This is a genomic window from Streptococcus sp. 2741 (assembly GCF_013276315.1).
GTDB lineage: Bacteria > Bacillota > Bacilli > Lactobacillales > Streptococcaceae > Streptococcus > Streptococcus pseudopneumoniae.
Map to the genome: position 1 here is coordinate 1 of NZ_VMKU01000016.1, position 14,568 is coordinate 14,568.

The window sequence follows — 14,568 nt, forward strand, 5'->3', positions numbered from 1 at the left end:
TTTCCGGCTCTTTGTCAACTGTAGTGGGTTGAAGTCAGCTAAGCACGAGAAAGGACAAATTTCGTCCTTTCTTTTTTGATGTTCAGAGCGATAAAAATCCGTTTTTTGAAGTTTTCAAAGTTCCGAAATCCAAAGGCATTTCGTTTGATAAGCTTAATGAGATTATTGGTCGCTTCCAGTTTGGCGTTAGAATAGTGTAGTTGAAGGGCGTTGACAATCTTTTCTTTATCTTTGAGGAAAGTTTTAAAGACAGTCTGAAAAATAGGATGAACCTGCTTAAGATTGTCCTCAATAAGTCCGAAAAATGTCTCTGGTTCCTTATTCTGGAAGTGAAAAAGCAAGAGCTGATAGAGATTGTAGTGGTGTTTTAAGTCTTCTGAATAGCTCAAAAGCTTGTCAAGAATCTCTTTATTGGTTAAGTGCATACGAAAAGTAGGGCGATAAAAACGTTTATCGCTGAGTTTACGACTATCCTGTTGAATGAGTTTCCAGTAGCGCTTGATAGCCTTGTATTCATGGGATTTTCGATGAAACTGATTCATGATTTGGACATGCACACGACTCATAGCACGGTTAAGATGTTGTACAATGTGAAAGCGATACAACACGATTTTAGCATTCGGGAGTGAAACAGTCTGGGAGACTGTTTCAGCCTGAGCCTAGAAATTTGAAAGCGAATCTGTTTAGCTAAGTCATAGTAAGGACTAAACATATCCATAGTAATAATTTTCACTCGACATCGGACAGCTCTATCGTAGCGAAGAAAGTGATTTCGAATGATAGCTTGTGTTCTTCCCTCAAGAACAGTGATGATATTGAGATTGTTAAAATCTTGCGCAATGAAGCTCATCTCCATCTCCCGATTGAAACAGTCACTCCCTGGACTGTTTCAACGTCCCAAGACATAATCTTAGGCAGATTTCTAAAATTACACTCAAAGTGGAAGTCATTGAGCTTTCGAATGACAGTTGAAGTTGAGATGGAAAGCTGATGGTCAATATCAGTCATAGAAATCTTTTCAATTAACTTTTGAGCAATTTTTTGATTGATGATACGAGGGATTTGGTGATTCTTCTTGACGATAGAAGTTTCAGCGACCATCATTTTTGAACAGTGATAGCACTTGAATCGACGCTTTCTAAGTAGAATTCTAGTAGGCATACCAGTCGTTTCGAGGTAAGGAATTTTCGACGGTTTTTGAAAGTCATATTTCTTCATTTGACTTCCGCACTTAGGACAAGATGGAGCTTCATAGTCCAGTTTGGCGATGATTTCCTTGTGTGTATCCTTATTGATGATATCCATAAATTGGATATTAGGGTCTTTAATGTCAAGGAGTTTTGTGATAAAATGTAATTGTTCCATATGATTCTTTCTAATGAGTTGTTTTGTCGCTTTTCATTATAGGTCATATGGGACTTTTTTTCTACACAAAAATAGGCTCCATAATATCTATAGGGGATTTACCCACTACAAATATTATAGAGCCAGAATATACAACTGATGGACTGCACCTCAGTGTTGCTGGTTATCAGGTTTTGACAAAAGCCTTGAAAGGCTATCTTTACTAAATAGCTAAATAAAGTTAAATTTGAGCATAATATCTTGTAAAAAATTCTAAAATCCTTTAAAATAAAAAGTGATGGAGGAATTTATGAATGTAAATCAGATTGTACGGATTATTCCTACTTTAAAAGTTAATAATAGAAAATTAAATGAAACATTTTATATTGAAACCCTTGGCATGAAGGCCTTGTTAGAGGAATCAGCCTTCCTATCACTAGGGGACCAAACAGGTCTTGAAAAGCTGGTTTTAGAAGAAGCACCAAGCATGCGTACTCGTAAGGTAGAGGGACGAAAAAAACTGGCTAGATTGATTATCAAGGTGGAAAATCCCTTAGAAATCGAGGGACTCTTATCTAAAACAGATTCGATTCATCGATTATATAAAGGTCAAAATGGCTACGCTTTTGAAATTTTTTCACCAGAAGATGATTTGATTTTGATTCATGCAGAAGATGACAGAGCAAGTCTAGTAGAAGTAGGAGAAAAGCCTGAATTTCAAACAGATTTGGCATCAATCTCTTTAAGTAAATTTGAGATTTCTATGGAATTACATCTCCAAACTGATATCGAAAGTTTCTTGGAATCATCTGAAATTGGGGCATCCCTTGATTTTATTCCAGCTCAGGGGAAGGATTTGACTGTGGACAATACGGTTACCTGGGACTTATCTATGCTCAAGTTCTTGGTCAATGAACTAGATATATCAAGTCTTCGCCAGAAGTTTGAGTCTACAGAATATTTTATTCCTAAGTCTGAAAAATTCTTCCTTGGAAAAGATAGAAATAATGTTGAATTGTGGTTTGAAGAAGTATGAAGTGGACCCAGATTATTAAAAAAATAGAAGAACAAATCGAGGCAGGGATTTATCCCGGAGCCTCTTTTGCGTATTTTAAGGACAATCAATGGACGGAGTTCTATATTGGCCAGAGTCACCCAGAGCATGGCTTGCAGACTGAGGCAGGACTAGTTTATGACCTAGCTAGTGTCAGCAAGGTTGTTGGCGTTGGCACCGTTTTTACCTTCTTGTGGGAAAAAGGCAAATTAGATATTGACAGACCGGTAACAGATTTTTTAGCTGAGAGTGATTATCCAGACATCACTATTCGCCAGCTCTTGACTCATGCAACAGACCTTGATCCTTTTATTCCTAATCGTGATCTTTTAACAGCCCCTGAATTAAAGGAAGCGATGTTTCATCTCAACAGACGAAGTCAGCCAGCCTTTCTTTATTCGGATGTCCATTTTTTGCTGTTGGGCTTTATTTTGGAAAGAATTTTTAATCAAGATTTGGATGTGATTTTACAAGAACAAGTTTGGAAACCGTGGGGAATGACGGAAACCCAATTTGGACCTGTTGAGCTTGCTGTTCCAACAGTTAGAGGTGTCGAGGCAGGTCTGGTACATGATCCCAAGGCTCGCCTCTTGGGCAGACATGCAGGTAGTGCTGGTTTGTTTTCGACTGTAAAGGATTTACAAATCTTTTTAGAACACTATTTAGCAGATGATTTTGCAAGAGATTTGAGTCAAAATTTTTCACCTTTGGATGACAAGGAACGTTCTTTGGCATGGAATTTGGAAGGAGATTGGCTAGACCATACGGGCTATACAGGTACCTTTATCATGTGGAATCGTCAGAAGCAAGAAGCGGCCATTTTCCTATCGAATCGTACCTATGAAAAGGATGAGAGGGCTCAATGGATTGTAGACCGCAATCAAGTGATGAACTTGATTCGCAAAGAAGAGTAAGGAGAGACATGTCAAATAGTTTAAAAGGGACTTTACTAACAGTTGTGGCAGGGATAGCTTGGGGCTTGTCAGGAACGAGTGGCCAATACCTGATGGCACACGGAATTTCAGCTCTGGTCTTGACCAACTTGCGCCTTTTAATCGCTGGTGGAATTCTCATGCTCTTGGCTTATGCCACTGCAAAGGATAAAATGCTGGCCTTTTTAACGGATAAGAAGAGTTTGCTGTCTCTTCTTATTTTTGCTCTAATTGGTCTATTCCTCAACCAATTCGCCTATCTAACTGCTATTCAGGAGACCAATGCAGGTACCGCGACAGTACTTCAGTATGTTTGTCCTGTCGGAATTTTGATTTATAGCTGTATCAAGGATAAGGTGGCACCGACACTGGGAGAGATTGTTTCTATCATATTAGCCATCGGAGGAACCTTCCTGATCGCAACACATGGGCAGGTGGACCAGTTATCCATGACACCTGCAGACCTGTTTTGGGGTCTCTTTTCTGCTCTGACTTACGCACTTTATATCATTTTACCCATAGCCTTGATTAAGAAGTGGGGGAGCAGTTTGGTCATTGGTGTGGGAATGGTTATAGCAGGTTTGGTTGCCCTTCCTTTTACAGGAGTTCTACAGACTACTATCCCAACAAGTCTTGATTTTCTCCTCGCTTTTGCGGGCATTATCCTTATCGGGACTGTCTTTGCCTATACAGCCTTTCTAAAAGGAGCCAGTCTGATTGGGCCGGTCAAGTCAAGTTTGTTGGCTTCAATTGAGCCAATTTCGGCTGTTTTCTTTGCTTTCCTAATCATGAATGAACAATTTTATCCCATTGATTTTCTTGGTATGGCAATGATATTGTTTGCTGTAACCCTGATTTCTTTGAAAGATTTAGTCTTAGAAAAATAAAAAGACTCTTTGTCGTCCGTGACAGAGAGTTTTTGCGTAGTATTTTATACTCAATGAAAATCAAAGAGCAAACTAGGAAACTAGCCGCAGACTGTACTTGAGTACGGCAAGGCGACGTTGACGCGGTTTGAAGAGATTTTCGAAGAGTATTAATTGTTTTCAAGATAAAATTCAAAACGTTCGCCTACATATTGACTTTTTACGTATTCAAAAGCAGTACCATCTTCTAGGTAGGAAACCTGAGTCAGACCAAGAATAGCATGTCCTTTTTCAACTTCTAAATAGTGGGCGATTTTTTCCTTAGCAAGGCGAGCATAGATGGTCTGATGTGATTTACCAATACGGTAGCCATGTTTTTGCAGTGTTTGGAAGAAATGACTAGTGATTTCTTCTTTTTTAAAGTCCTTAATGAATTTTTCAGGAATAGAAGCAACTTCATAAACCAGAGGAACTTTGTCGGCATAGCGGACCCGCTCCATTCGGATAATATTTTCGGTAGGAGAAATTCCTAGCTTGGCAACTTCCTGCTCATTGGGAATGGTTTTTCTGTAGGAAATGAGCTGGCTAGAGGGTACTTTACCTTGGGACTTAACAATTTCAGTAAAACTGGTTGTCCCTCGCATCTTTTCTTGTACCCGAGTACTGGACACAAAGGTGCCACTTCCAACTCTGCGCTCTAAGACACCTTCTTCAACCAATAGAGATACGGCTTGGCGGAGGGTCATGCGGCTGACCGAAAACTGCTCTGCTAAATCTCTTTCACTGGGAAGCCTCTCACCAATAGCCCAACGGTGCTCGTCAATATCCTTTTTAATCTGATCATGGATTTTCATATAAGCAGGTAGCATATTTTTCACTTCATTTCTATCTTTTCTCTATTGTACCCCAATAAACTAGAAAAAGTCAAACTTCGCCTTGTTTATACTCTTCGAAAATCTCTTCAAACCGCGTTAGCTCTATCTGCAACCTCAAANNTAGCTTCCTAGTTTGCTCTTTGATTTTCATTGAGTATTAGTTGGTAATTCGCCCTTATTTGTGATAGAATATTGGAAAAGATATTTCTTTTGAGAAAGGAAAAAGATGAGCAACATTTCAACTGATTTGCAAGATGTAGAAAAAATCATCGTATTGGACTATGGTAGCCAATACAACCAGCTGATTTCACGCCGTATCCGTGAGATTGGTGTTTTTTCAGAACTAAAGAGCCATAAAATTTCAGCTGCTGAAGTTCGTGAAGTCAATCCTGTAGGAATTATTCTATCAGGTGGTCCAAACTCTGTATATGAAGATGGTTCATTTGATATTGACCCAGAAATCTTCGAACTCGGAATTCCAATTTTGGGAATTTGTTATGGTATGCAGTTATTGACCCATAAACTTGGAGGAAAAGTTGTTCCTGCAGGTGATGCTGGAAATCGTGAATACGGTCAATCAACCCTAACACACACACCATCATCTCTTTTTGAATCAACACCTGATGAACAAACTGTATTGATGAGCCATGGTGATGCGGTTACTGAGATTCCTGCTGACTTTGTTCGTACTGGAACATCAGCTGACTGCCCTTACGCAGCCATCGAAAATCCAGATAAACACATTTACGGTATCCAATTCCACCCAGAAGTTCGTCATTCTGTATACGGAAATGATATCCTTCGTAACTTTGCCCTTAACATCTGTAAGGCTAAAGGCGATTGGACAATGGATAACTTCATCGACATGCAGATCCAAAAAATCCGTGAGACTGTTGGTGATAAACGTGTCCTTCTTGGCCTTTCAGGTGGGGTTGACTCTTCAGTTGTTGGAGTTCTTCTCCAAAAAGCGATTGGCGATCAATTGATCTGTATCTTCGTGGATCACGGTCTTCTTCGTAAAGGAGAAGCGGACCAAGTTATGGACATGCTTGGTGGTAAGTTTGGTTTGAATATCGTCAAAGCAGACGCAGCTAAACGTTTCCTTGATAAACTTGCAGGAGTTTCTGACCCTGAACAAAAGCGTAAAATCATCGGTAACGAGTTTGTCTATGTCTTTGATGACGAAGCAAGCAAGCTCAAAGATGTGAAATTCCTTGCTCAAGGAACTCTTTATACAGACGTTATCGAGTCTGGTACGGATACAGCTCAAACTATCAAGTCACACCACAACGTGGGTGGTCTTCCAGAAGACATGCAGTTTGAATTGATCGAACCATTGAATACTCTTTACAAGGACGAAGTTCGTGCCCTTGGTACAGAGCTTGGTATGCCAGACCATATCGTATGGCGCCAACCATTCCCAGGACCAGGACTTGCGATCCGTGTCATGGGTGAAATCACTGAAGAAAAGCTAGAAACTGTTCGTGAGTCGGACGCTATTCTTCGTGAAGAAATTGCTAAAGCTGGTCTTGACCGCGATATCTGGCAATACTTCACAGTTAACACAGGCGTTCGTTCAGTTGGGGTTATGGGTGACGGTCGTACATATGACTACACGATTGCAATCCGTGCTATTACCTCTATTGATGGTATGACTGCGGACTTTGCCAAAATTCCTTGGGATGTCCTTCAAAAAATCTCAGTACGTATCGTAAACGAAGTGGATCATGTTAACCGTATCGTCTATGATATTACAAGTAAACCACCTGCAACAGTTGAGTGGGAGTAATTTTAAACTAATAAAAAATGCTTTGAAATCAGTGTTTCAGAGCATTTTTTGTTCTTTCTGTAAATAATTTGCAAACTATAGTAACTGTTGACTTTTACTTAACCATTTTTCGATTGTAAGTTCAAAATGGTCAATTACTATTATATTTTCAGGAATCGTATCAAAATCAAATAATAAATTATCTGAATGAGTTTTTATAACTACTCCAAAATCAAGTTTTTTGGAGTTTATAGCATTCTGTAATAAAGAGATACTTTCATTCAGACATTCATTATTTTTTTGAATTTTTATAGGTATCGGTTTTTTTGAAAATGTTTAGGTAAAAAACCATCAATTCCTTTATTTCTTTGAACAATTTTTGCCTGTAATAATTTAAGAATGTTTTCCTCTTCCTCAGTTTTGGTTCTATATGCTTCGATTCCTTTATTCAATAAATTTGAACTTGTTTTTATAACATTTTCCAGACGTTGCTGAGTTATATTGATAGCTTCCTCAGATAAATCAATCCCCATATAATTTCTATTCAAAATCTTGGAGGCTACTAAAGTAGTTCTACTTCCACAGAACGGGTCTAAAACTATATCATTTTTATCAGTAGCAATCTTTATAATTTGTTCTAATAACAGAATAGGTTTTTGTGTAGGATAACCTACTCTTTCTTTAGCTTTTGGATTAAGAAATGGTATATTCCAAACATCTGAAAGGGGAACTCCATTTTTCTCTTTTGCTAGAAGATAGTTACCATTATTATCAACTTTATATATAGTTTTAGAGTTTCCATCTCGTTTTCGTTCCACTAGTATTTGGTCGATATTTGTAGTAGAAGAATACTCTGTAAAAATTGTATTAAATTTAAAATCTTTTGACTTTGAATAAAAGTAAATGTTTTGATGATTGTTCAATAATCCCTTTTTTGAATTAGACCACCGTTTATAGTTCCATATAATTTCGCTTTGAAACATATCTGCTCCAAAGATATTATCTAAAATTAATCTAATATGATGATTTGCAATTTTATCACAATGAACGAAAATACTGCCACTATTTTTTAGCACTCTTTTGCATTCTTCTAATCTTACAGATAAAAATTCTTTGTAATCCTCAATCGAAGTCCATGTATCTTCAAATTGAAACCTATATTGAGGATCTTCACGATGCCAAAGGCAATAAAATCGACCGTGCTCCAAATCCAATGGAACTCTTGACTATTAAAGTCCCACAACCTGTTCAAGCTGGAGACATGGTTCGAGCTCTTAAAGAGGGTCTCATCAATCTTTATAAGGAAGATGGAACCAGTGTCACAGTTCGAGCTTAATGTAGTTGTTTAGTGTTAAAAAATTATGCAAAGCTCCATATACAACACTTAAACAAGATTAAAGAATGGCGAAATCCCTTGATGCGCAAGGGATTAGCTGTCCTTTTTTATTTTTTAAGTGATAAAGTCGAAGCTTAGGTATCAAAGCATATTAAATTAAACAAAGAAGGGATATCATCGATATTTTGAAATCCTATATTTAAACTTAACACTCTCTATTTTTTATGGTAGAGAGTTTTTTTGCTAATAAAATCTTACAAAATGACATTTATATATTGCATTAAGTTAGATATATGATATAATGTTGTTAAAAAGAGGCGCAACTTTTTAAACTCAATAAGAATCAAAGAGCAAACCATGAATATTGATGGAGGAATAAAAAATGGAAGTTATAAATGTAAGTAAGCATTATGGTCATTCAATCATTCTCAAAGATATAAATTTTGCACTTAACAAGGGTGAAATTGTTGGTCTAGTAGGGAGAAATGGAGTTGGTAAGAGTACGTTGATGAAAATTCTTGTTCAGAATAATCAACCGACTTCAGGTAATATTATAAGCAGTGATAATGTTGGGTATTTAATCGAAGAACCAAAATTATTTTTATCTAAAACAGGTTTAGAGAATTTAAAATATTTGTCAAATTTATATGGTGTTGACTACAATCAAGAAAGATTTAGAAGTTTGATTCAAGAGTTAGATTTGACTCAGTCTATTAATAAAAAAGTAAAGACCTATTCTTTGGGTACAAAACAAAAATTAGCTTTGCTTCTAACTCTCGTTACGGAACCTGATATATTGATTTTAGATGAACCGACTAATGGTTTAGATATTGAATCATCACAAATAGTTTTATCGGTTCTAAAAAATTTAGCTTTACATGAAAATGTGGGAATTTTAATATCGAGTCATAAATTAGAAGATATTGAAGAAATTTGTGAGAGGGTTCTTTTCTTGGAGAACGGGCTTTTGACATTTCAAAAAGTAGGAAAAGATAGTCATAATTTCTTGTTTGAGATAGCTTTTTCATCAGCTACAGATAGAGACATTTTCATTACCAAACAAGAATTTGGGGATATTGTTCAGGAAGAGGGACTGAGAATTACTATGTCTGGGAATATTCAAAGTAGTGAGCTTTTTAAATTTTTTAACGAAAACTCTATTAAAGTAGTTGATTTTGAAACTAAAAAAGAGACGCTTAAAGATATTTATCTAAATCGTTCAAAATAAAGGAAGGTTATAATCATGAAATTAAATAAATTGAATTTTCTTAAGGAAAATATAAGAAATTTATATTCATCAGGCGTAATATATCTCGGTTTGCTTATCTCGTTTATACCGCCGATATTGGTTACATTCTTTATTCTAAAGACTCAAGGGACATCGCTTGGTATTAAGCATATTTCAAACTTTTATGCTATGCTCGGTATGTTAATGGCTGTTATACATGCTAATCGAGTCATTAGTAGAGATTTTTCCCACAATACGGTAAGTTTGTTTTATAATCAACAGAAGAATCGGATGATTTACGTCTTGTCTAATTTTCTATATGCCATCTCAGTTTCCATTATTTATGCTTTGAATGGCATTGTGTTACTAGTCATAGTAAGTAAATTGGGTATTCCAGGTGATTTAGGATTAGATTTTATAGTAGCTATTGTAGTCAATACAATTTTGTTAGTCCTGTTTTATTTTCTATTATCTTACATTTTCTATTTATACAAATTGAAAAGTGGCTTGGTATTTGGTATTTTAGTAGCTTTACTACTCTTTATCCCTAATATATTAAATACGATGATGATGAATACTAGTAATGATTTGTTTATCAAAGCAATTGAACTTCTTCCTTTTTATTCTTTACCTGTATTTGTGGCTTCAAATACGATGTCTATTAGTCAGTATCTTGTGGTAATCACTACAATCATTTTATTGTACTTTTTCACTCTTAAGAAAAGCAAGAAGTATTCATTTTAGTTTCATTTAGTATTATTTTGCATACCTAAAATACAATAAAAAAATCAGTCATCTTGGTATGCTCCTGCTTTCACTATTCAACACGTTTTTGACTTATACTAGGCTCATTTCCAAAAGCATTATATAATAGTGATATGAAACCAACTAAACTAAACAAGAAATATAAGCAATAAAAACTCGTTTAAAAGATCCTACTAAAGCTAATACTAAATAAAAATAAAAGAGTAAACTAGGAAGTTTATTTCAAACAACCTAAAATACTGATTTTCGGCTGAAGATAATACTGGAGTGCTAATTAATGGGGTTATAATAAATAGTTGACAGCTTGTGTTGGTTTTGGATTTTTTAAGAGTAGATGAGTATTAAAACTATAAGGAGGACGCCGGTGGCTAAAAATTTAAAATTAAAATTAGCTCGTGTAGAGCTTGATTTAACTCAAGGTCAACTGGCAGAGGCTGTGGGGGTGACGCGCCAGACTATTGGTTTGATAGAGGCGGGGAAATACAATCCCAGTCTCTCACTCTGCCAGTCCATTTGCAGATGTTTAGGGAAAAGCCTAGACCAACTATTTTGGGAGGAAGAAGATGAAAAATAGATTTTATTATTATCAATTACTTGACGAAAGAGAAGAACAACTAATCAATAAAGCTGGGGCAGAATCCTTTTCCCTCTTTATTGGGCTTGTACTTCTAAGCTATTTGGTGGCAGTGTTGGCTCCATCTCTTTTTAATCCGAATTTTCTAGTCTATACTCTGATAGTAGGAATTTTCTTCTTTTTCAATCGTGCCCGTTATCTGGGAGTGACCTACTATAGTCGTTTTCATTTTACGATTTTGGGTTGTTTTTTTCTAACCTTGGCGATTACGGCTCTTTTGATGTTGCAGAATTATCAATTCAACATAGAAATTTATCAGCACAATCCTTTGAACATTAAATACCTGTCTGTTTGGGTCATTACTTATGTCATTTACCTTCCTTGGGTTTTTATAGGCAATCTCGGTCTGAAGAGCTATGGAGAATGGGCTCAGAAAAAATTTGAGCAAGACATGGATGAACTGGAGAGTAGTGAATAGCTTGTTACTCTTTTCTCAATCCAGCTAAAATGTGATATAATAGTACTAATTTATTGGAATACATGAAAGTTCTTGAAAATTTTCATGGGTTTCTAGCTAAGGAAGTAGGAAAAGTATGTATCCAGATGATAGTTTGACATTGCACACGGACTTGTACCAGATTAACATGATGCAGGTTTACTTCGACCAAGGGATTCACAATAAAAAGGCGGTCTTTGAGGTTTATTTCCGTCAGCAGCCTTTTAAAAATGGCTATGCGGTTTTTGCAGGTTTGGAAAGAATTGTGAATTATCTTGAAGACTTGTGTTTTTCAGATAGTGATATTGCCTATTTGGAGTCTCTAGGCTATCATGGGGCATTCTTGGACTATCTCCGCAATTTCAAGTTGGAGTTGACCGTTCGTTCTGCCCAAGAAGGGGATTTGGTTTTTGCTAATGAACCGATTGTGCAAGTTGAAGGCCCTCTAGCTCAATGTCAGTTGGTCGAAACAGCTCTTTTGAACATCGTTAACTACCAGACCTTGGTGGCGACTAAGGCAGCTCGTATTCGTTCGGTCATCGAAGATGAACCCTTGATGGAGTTTGGGACACGTCGGGCGCAAGAGATGGATGCGGCTATCTGGGGAACACGCGCAGCGGTGATTGGTGGTGCCAATGGAACTAGTAACGTGCGTGCTGGTAAACTCTTTGACATTCCTGTCTTGGGGACCCATGCCCATGCCTTGGTACAGGTTTATGGTAACGACTATAAGGCCTTCAAGGCTTATGCTGCGACCCATAAAAATTGCGTCTTTCTTGTGGATACCTATGACACACTTCGAATTGGGGTACCCGCTGCCATTCAGGTGGCGCGTGAGCTGGGTGACCAGATTAATTTCCTTGGTGTCCGCATTGACTCTGGGGATATTGCCTACATTTCCAAGAAAGTCCGTCAGCAATTGGACGAGGCTGGCTTTACAGAAGCTAAGATTTATGCTTCAAATGACCTAGATGAAAATACTATCCTCAACCTCAAGATGCAAAAGGCCAAGATTGATGTCTGGGGTGTGGGAACTAAGCTGATTACAGCCTATGACCAGCCAGCTCTTGGTGCAGTTTATAAGATTGTGGCAATCGAAGATGAAAATGGGAACATGCGCAATACGATTAAGCTGTCAAATAATGCTGAAAAAGTGTCTACGCCAGGTAAGAAGCAGGTGTGGCGCATTACCAGTCGTGAAAAAGGCAAGTCAGAAGGCGATTATATCACTTATGACGGCGTAGATGTTGCCAGCATGACAGAAATCAAGATGTTCCATCCGACCTATACTTACATCAAGAAGACGGTTCGTAATTTTGACGCTGTTCCTCTCTTAGTGGATATCTTCAAAGACGGGAAATTGATTTACAACCTGCCTAGCTTAACTGAGATTCAGGACTATGCTCGTAAGGAATTTGACAAGCTTTGGGATGAATACAAGCGCGTGCTCAATCCGCAGCACTATCCAGTGGATTTGGCGCGTGATGTATGGCAAGATAAGATGGACTTGATTGATAAGATGCGCAAGGAAGCCCTTGGTGAAGGAGAAGAAGAATGAGTTTGCAAGAAACGATTATCCAAGAGCTGGGTGTCAAACCAGTGATTGATTCCCAGGAAGAAATCCGTCGTTCTATTGATTTCTTAAAAAGATACCTGAAAAAACATCCCTTTCTTAAAACCTTTGTGCTAGGGATTTCTGGAGGACAAGACTCAACCTTAGCAGGACGATTGGCTCAACTGGCCATGGAAGAATTGCGAGCAGAAACGGGAGACGACAGCTACAAATTTATCGCTGTTCGTTTGCCATATGGAGTGCAAGCTGATGAAGCAGATGCTCAAAAAGCACTAGCCTTTATCCAGCCTGATGTCAGTTTAGTCGTCAATATTAAGGAATCAGCTGACGCTATGACAGCTGCTGTTGAAGCGACAGGTAGTCCTGTTTCAGATTTTAACAAGGGCAATATCAAGGCTCGTAGTCGTATGATTGCCCAATATGCCCTTGCGGGTGCCCATAGTGGAGCGGTCATTGGGACAGACCACGCCGCGGAAAATATCACAGGTTTCTTTACCAAGTTTGGTGACGGTGGTGCAGATATTCTCCCTCTTTATCGCCTCAATAAACGTCAAGGAAAACAACTCTTGAAGGAACTTGGTGCAGACCCAGCCCTTTATGAAAAAATCCCAACAGCAGACCTAGAAGAAGATAAACCAGGTCTAGCTGACGAAGTAGCCCTCGGAGTCACTTATGAAGAGATTGACGACTACCTAGAAGGCAAAACAATCAGCCCAGAAGCCCAAGCAAGAATCGAAAACTGGTGGCACAAAGGCCAACACAAACGCCACTTACCCATCACCGTATTTGATGACTTTTGGGAGTAAAAAGGTCCGGGGGACCTTTTTAGCTTCTTGCCCTGAAATTAAAAAGCAAGAAAAACCTCCACTGGAGGTTTTCAGCCTCTCATCTTGAAATAAGAAAGTGAGAGAAGGTCTGGGGGATCTTGAACCCCGAGTTTAGAAATAAGAAAATGAGGCAGATTCAGTAACTCGAAGAGTTCGATTTCATCGTCTTACCCCTGCAACGATGACTAGGTTTGAAAAAGCTTGCTAGAGCGCATTTCAAACCAGGCAGCGACTGCGTCAAGAAATTAGAAGACAAACTCGTTTTCTAGCTGTTACTGAGTTGAGCCTTTTTACTACGAGCATAGAAATAAGGAAGTGAGGTAGCATCATGAAATCTATCGGTACGCAAATATTACAGACAGAACGTTTGATTTTAAGAAGATTTGTGGAGAGTGATGCAGAAGCCATGTTTCAAAATTGGGCTTCATCCGCTGAGAATCTGACCTATGTTACCTGGGATCCCCATCCTGATGTCGAGGTGACTCGAAATTCGATTCGTAACTGGGTTGCTTCCTATACTAATCCCAACTATTACAAATGGGCTATTTGTCTCAAAGAAAACCCAGAGCAAGTGATAGGAGATATCAGCATCGTTGCAATAGATGAGAACAATTCTTCTTGTGAAATTGGCTATATTTTAGGAAAAAACTATTGGGGTCGTGGTCTTATGACAGAGGCCTTAAAAGCTGTCTTGGACTTTTGTTTTACTCAAGTAGGATTTCAAAAAGTCAAAGCTCGATATGCCAGTCTCAACCCAGCTTCAGGTCGTGTCATGGAGAAGGCTGGAATGTCCTATCTACAAACGATAGTTAATGGTGTAGAGAGAAAAGGCTATCTTGCGGATCTTATTTATTATCAGATAAGTAGGGAAGAATGTTGAATTCTATTTTCTGTTTCTATCGAAGTCAACTATTTATTGTAAATATAATA

At 37.9% G+C, this 14,568-nt stretch carries 12 protein-coding genes and 4 pseudogenes; 13 read left to right on the forward strand and 3 right to left on the reverse strand.

Annotation, left to right across the window (positions count from 1 at the left end):
- Window positions 1–38: 38 nt before the first annotated feature.
- Window positions 39–1,365 (reverse strand): annotated as a pseudogene (locus tag HT671_RS01970) (transposase).
- A 116-nt stretch (window positions 1,366–1,481) separates the two neighbouring features.
- On the opposite strand from HT671_RS01970, the pseudogene HT671_RS01975 reads away from it, so the two are divergent.
- The 4 genes and pseudogenes from HT671_RS01975 to HT671_RS01990 all read left to right on the forward strand — a co-directional run.
- Window positions 1,482–1,571 (forward strand): annotated as a pseudogene (locus HT671_RS01975) (platelet activating factor); the annotation flags it as partial.
- Window positions 1,572–1,654: 83 nt separating this feature from the next.
- Window positions 1,655–2,380 carry a CppA family protein gene (locus HT671_RS01980; protein WP_023936414.1) on the forward strand — a complete coding sequence of 242 codons (726 nt, stop codon included), beginning with the start codon at window positions 1,655–1,657 and terminating at the stop codon, window positions 2,378–2,380.
- The gene (locus tag HT671_RS01985; protein WP_000872315.1) at window positions 2,377–3,312 is read left to right on the forward strand and encodes a serine hydrolase; all 936 of its coding nucleotides are present in this window, start codon (window positions 2,377–2,379) and stop codon (window positions 3,310–3,312) included. Before HT671_RS01980 ends, HT671_RS01985 begins: the two co-directional genes overlap by 4 nt.
- An 8-nt stretch (window positions 3,313–3,320) precedes the next feature.
- Window positions 3,321–4,217: a DMT family transporter gene (locus HT671_RS01990; RefSeq protein WP_000071685.1), complete on the forward strand. Its 897-nt coding sequence runs from the start codon at window positions 3,321–3,323 to the stop codon at window positions 4,215–4,217.
- A 149-nt stretch (window positions 4,218–4,366) separates the two neighbouring features.
- Here HT671_RS01990 and HT671_RS01995 read toward each other — a convergent pair whose 3' ends face one another.
- Complete coding sequence (locus tag HT671_RS01995) at window positions 4,367–5,065, reverse strand: GntR family transcriptional regulator (protein ID WP_000936194.1); 699 nt, start codon at window positions 5,063–5,065, stop codon at window positions 4,367–4,369.
- A 232-nt stretch (window positions 5,066–5,297) separates the two neighbouring features.
- On the opposite strand from HT671_RS01995, the gene guaA reads away from it, so the two are divergent.
- Entirely contained in the window at window positions 5,298–6,860 is a 1,563-nt protein-coding gene (guaA, locus tag HT671_RS02000) for a glutamine-hydrolyzing GMP synthase (RefSeq protein WP_050208596.1), read from the forward strand.
- 287 nt (window positions 6,861–7,147) lie between these two features.
- On the opposite strand, the gene HT671_RS02005 is transcribed toward guaA, so the two are convergent.
- The gene (locus HT671_RS02005) at window positions 7,148–8,047 is read right to left on the reverse strand and encodes a site-specific DNA-methyltransferase (protein WP_309598702.1); all 900 of its coding nucleotides are present in this window, start codon (window positions 8,045–8,047) and stop codon (window positions 7,148–7,150) included.
- On the opposite strand from HT671_RS02005, the pseudogene HT671_RS02010 reads away from it, so the two are divergent.
- The 8 genes and pseudogenes from HT671_RS02010 to HT671_RS02045 form a co-directional block, all read left to right on the forward strand.
- Window positions 7,990–8,175 (forward strand): annotated as a pseudogene (locus tag HT671_RS02010) (U32 family peptidase C-terminal domain-containing protein); the annotation flags it as partial. The gene HT671_RS02005 and the pseudogene HT671_RS02010 sit on opposite strands and share 58 nt — an antisense overlap.
- 357 nt (window positions 8,176–8,532) lie before the next feature.
- A pseudogene (locus HT671_RS02015) lies at window positions 8,533–9,403 on the forward strand (ABC transporter ATP-binding protein).
- 15 nt (window positions 9,404–9,418) lie between these two features.
- The gene (locus HT671_RS02020) at window positions 9,419–10,147 is read left to right on the forward strand and encodes an ABC transporter permease (RefSeq protein WP_000773490.1); all 729 of its coding nucleotides are present in this window, start codon (window positions 9,419–9,421) and stop codon (window positions 10,145–10,147) included.
- A 385-nt stretch (window positions 10,148–10,532) separates the two neighbouring features.
- The gene (locus HT671_RS02025; RefSeq protein ID WP_001107499.1) at window positions 10,533–10,742 is read left to right on the forward strand and encodes a helix-turn-helix transcriptional regulator; all 210 of its coding nucleotides are present in this window, start codon (window positions 10,533–10,535) and stop codon (window positions 10,740–10,742) included.
- Complete coding sequence (locus HT671_RS02030; RefSeq protein WP_000797187.1) at window positions 10,732–11,220, forward strand: DUF6773 family protein; 489 nt, start codon at window positions 10,732–10,734, stop codon at window positions 11,218–11,220. The genes HT671_RS02025 and HT671_RS02030 overlap by 11 nt, the downstream gene beginning before the upstream one ends.
- A gap of 115 nt (window positions 11,221–11,335) precedes the next feature.
- Entirely contained in the window at window positions 11,336–12,796 is a 1,461-nt protein-coding gene (locus HT671_RS02035) for a nicotinate phosphoribosyltransferase (RefSeq protein ID WP_050223552.1), read from the forward strand.
- Complete coding sequence (gene nadE / locus HT671_RS02040; RefSeq protein WP_100104266.1) at window positions 12,793–13,617, forward strand: ammonia-dependent NAD(+) synthetase; 825 nt, start codon at window positions 12,793–12,795, stop codon at window positions 13,615–13,617. The genes HT671_RS02035 and nadE overlap by 4 nt, the downstream gene beginning before the upstream one ends.
- Window positions 13,618–13,966: 349 nt before the next feature.
- On the forward strand, window positions 13,967–14,518 hold the full coding sequence (locus tag HT671_RS02045; RefSeq protein ID WP_100104265.1) for a GNAT family N-acetyltransferase: 552 nt from the start codon (window positions 13,967–13,969) through the stop codon (window positions 14,516–14,518).
- Window positions 14,519–14,568 lie beyond the last annotated feature (50 nt).

What these genes read in the sequence shown, in the direction of transcription:
- guaA (WP_050208596.1), top strand. Translation starts at nt 5,298, where the DNA reads ATGAGCAACATTTCAACTGATTTGCAAGATGTAGAAAAAATCATCGTA.
- nadE (WP_100104266.1), top strand. Translation starts at nt 12,793, where the DNA reads ATGAGTTTGCAAGAAACGATTATCCAAGAGCTGGGTGTCAAACCAGTG.
- HT671_RS01995 (WP_000936194.1), bottom strand. Translation starts at nt 5,065, where the DNA reads ATGCTACCTGCTTATATGAAAATCCATGATCAGATTAAAAAGGATATT.
- HT671_RS01985 (WP_000872315.1), top strand. Translation starts at nt 2,377, where the DNA reads ATGAAGTGGACCCAGATTATTAAAAAAATAGAAGAACAAATCGAGGCA.
- HT671_RS02020 (WP_000773490.1), top strand. Translation starts at nt 9,419, where the DNA reads ATGAAATTAAATAAATTGAATTTTCTTAAGGAAAATATAAGAAATTTA.
- HT671_RS01980 (WP_023936414.1), top strand. Translation starts at nt 1,655, where the DNA reads ATGAATGTAAATCAGATTGTACGGATTATTCCTACTTTAAAAGTTAAT.
- HT671_RS02035 (WP_050223552.1), top strand. Translation starts at nt 11,336, where the DNA reads ATGTATCCAGATGATAGTTTGACATTGCACACGGACTTGTACCAGATT.
- HT671_RS02030 (WP_000797187.1), top strand. Translation starts at nt 10,732, where the DNA reads ATGAAAAATAGATTTTATTATTATCAATTACTTGACGAAAGAGAAGAA.
- HT671_RS01990 (WP_000071685.1), top strand. Translation starts at nt 3,321, where the DNA reads ATGTCAAATAGTTTAAAAGGGACTTTACTAACAGTTGTGGCAGGGATA.
- HT671_RS02045 (WP_100104265.1), top strand. Translation starts at nt 13,967, where the DNA reads ATGAAATCTATCGGTACGCAAATATTACAGACAGAACGTTTGATTTTA.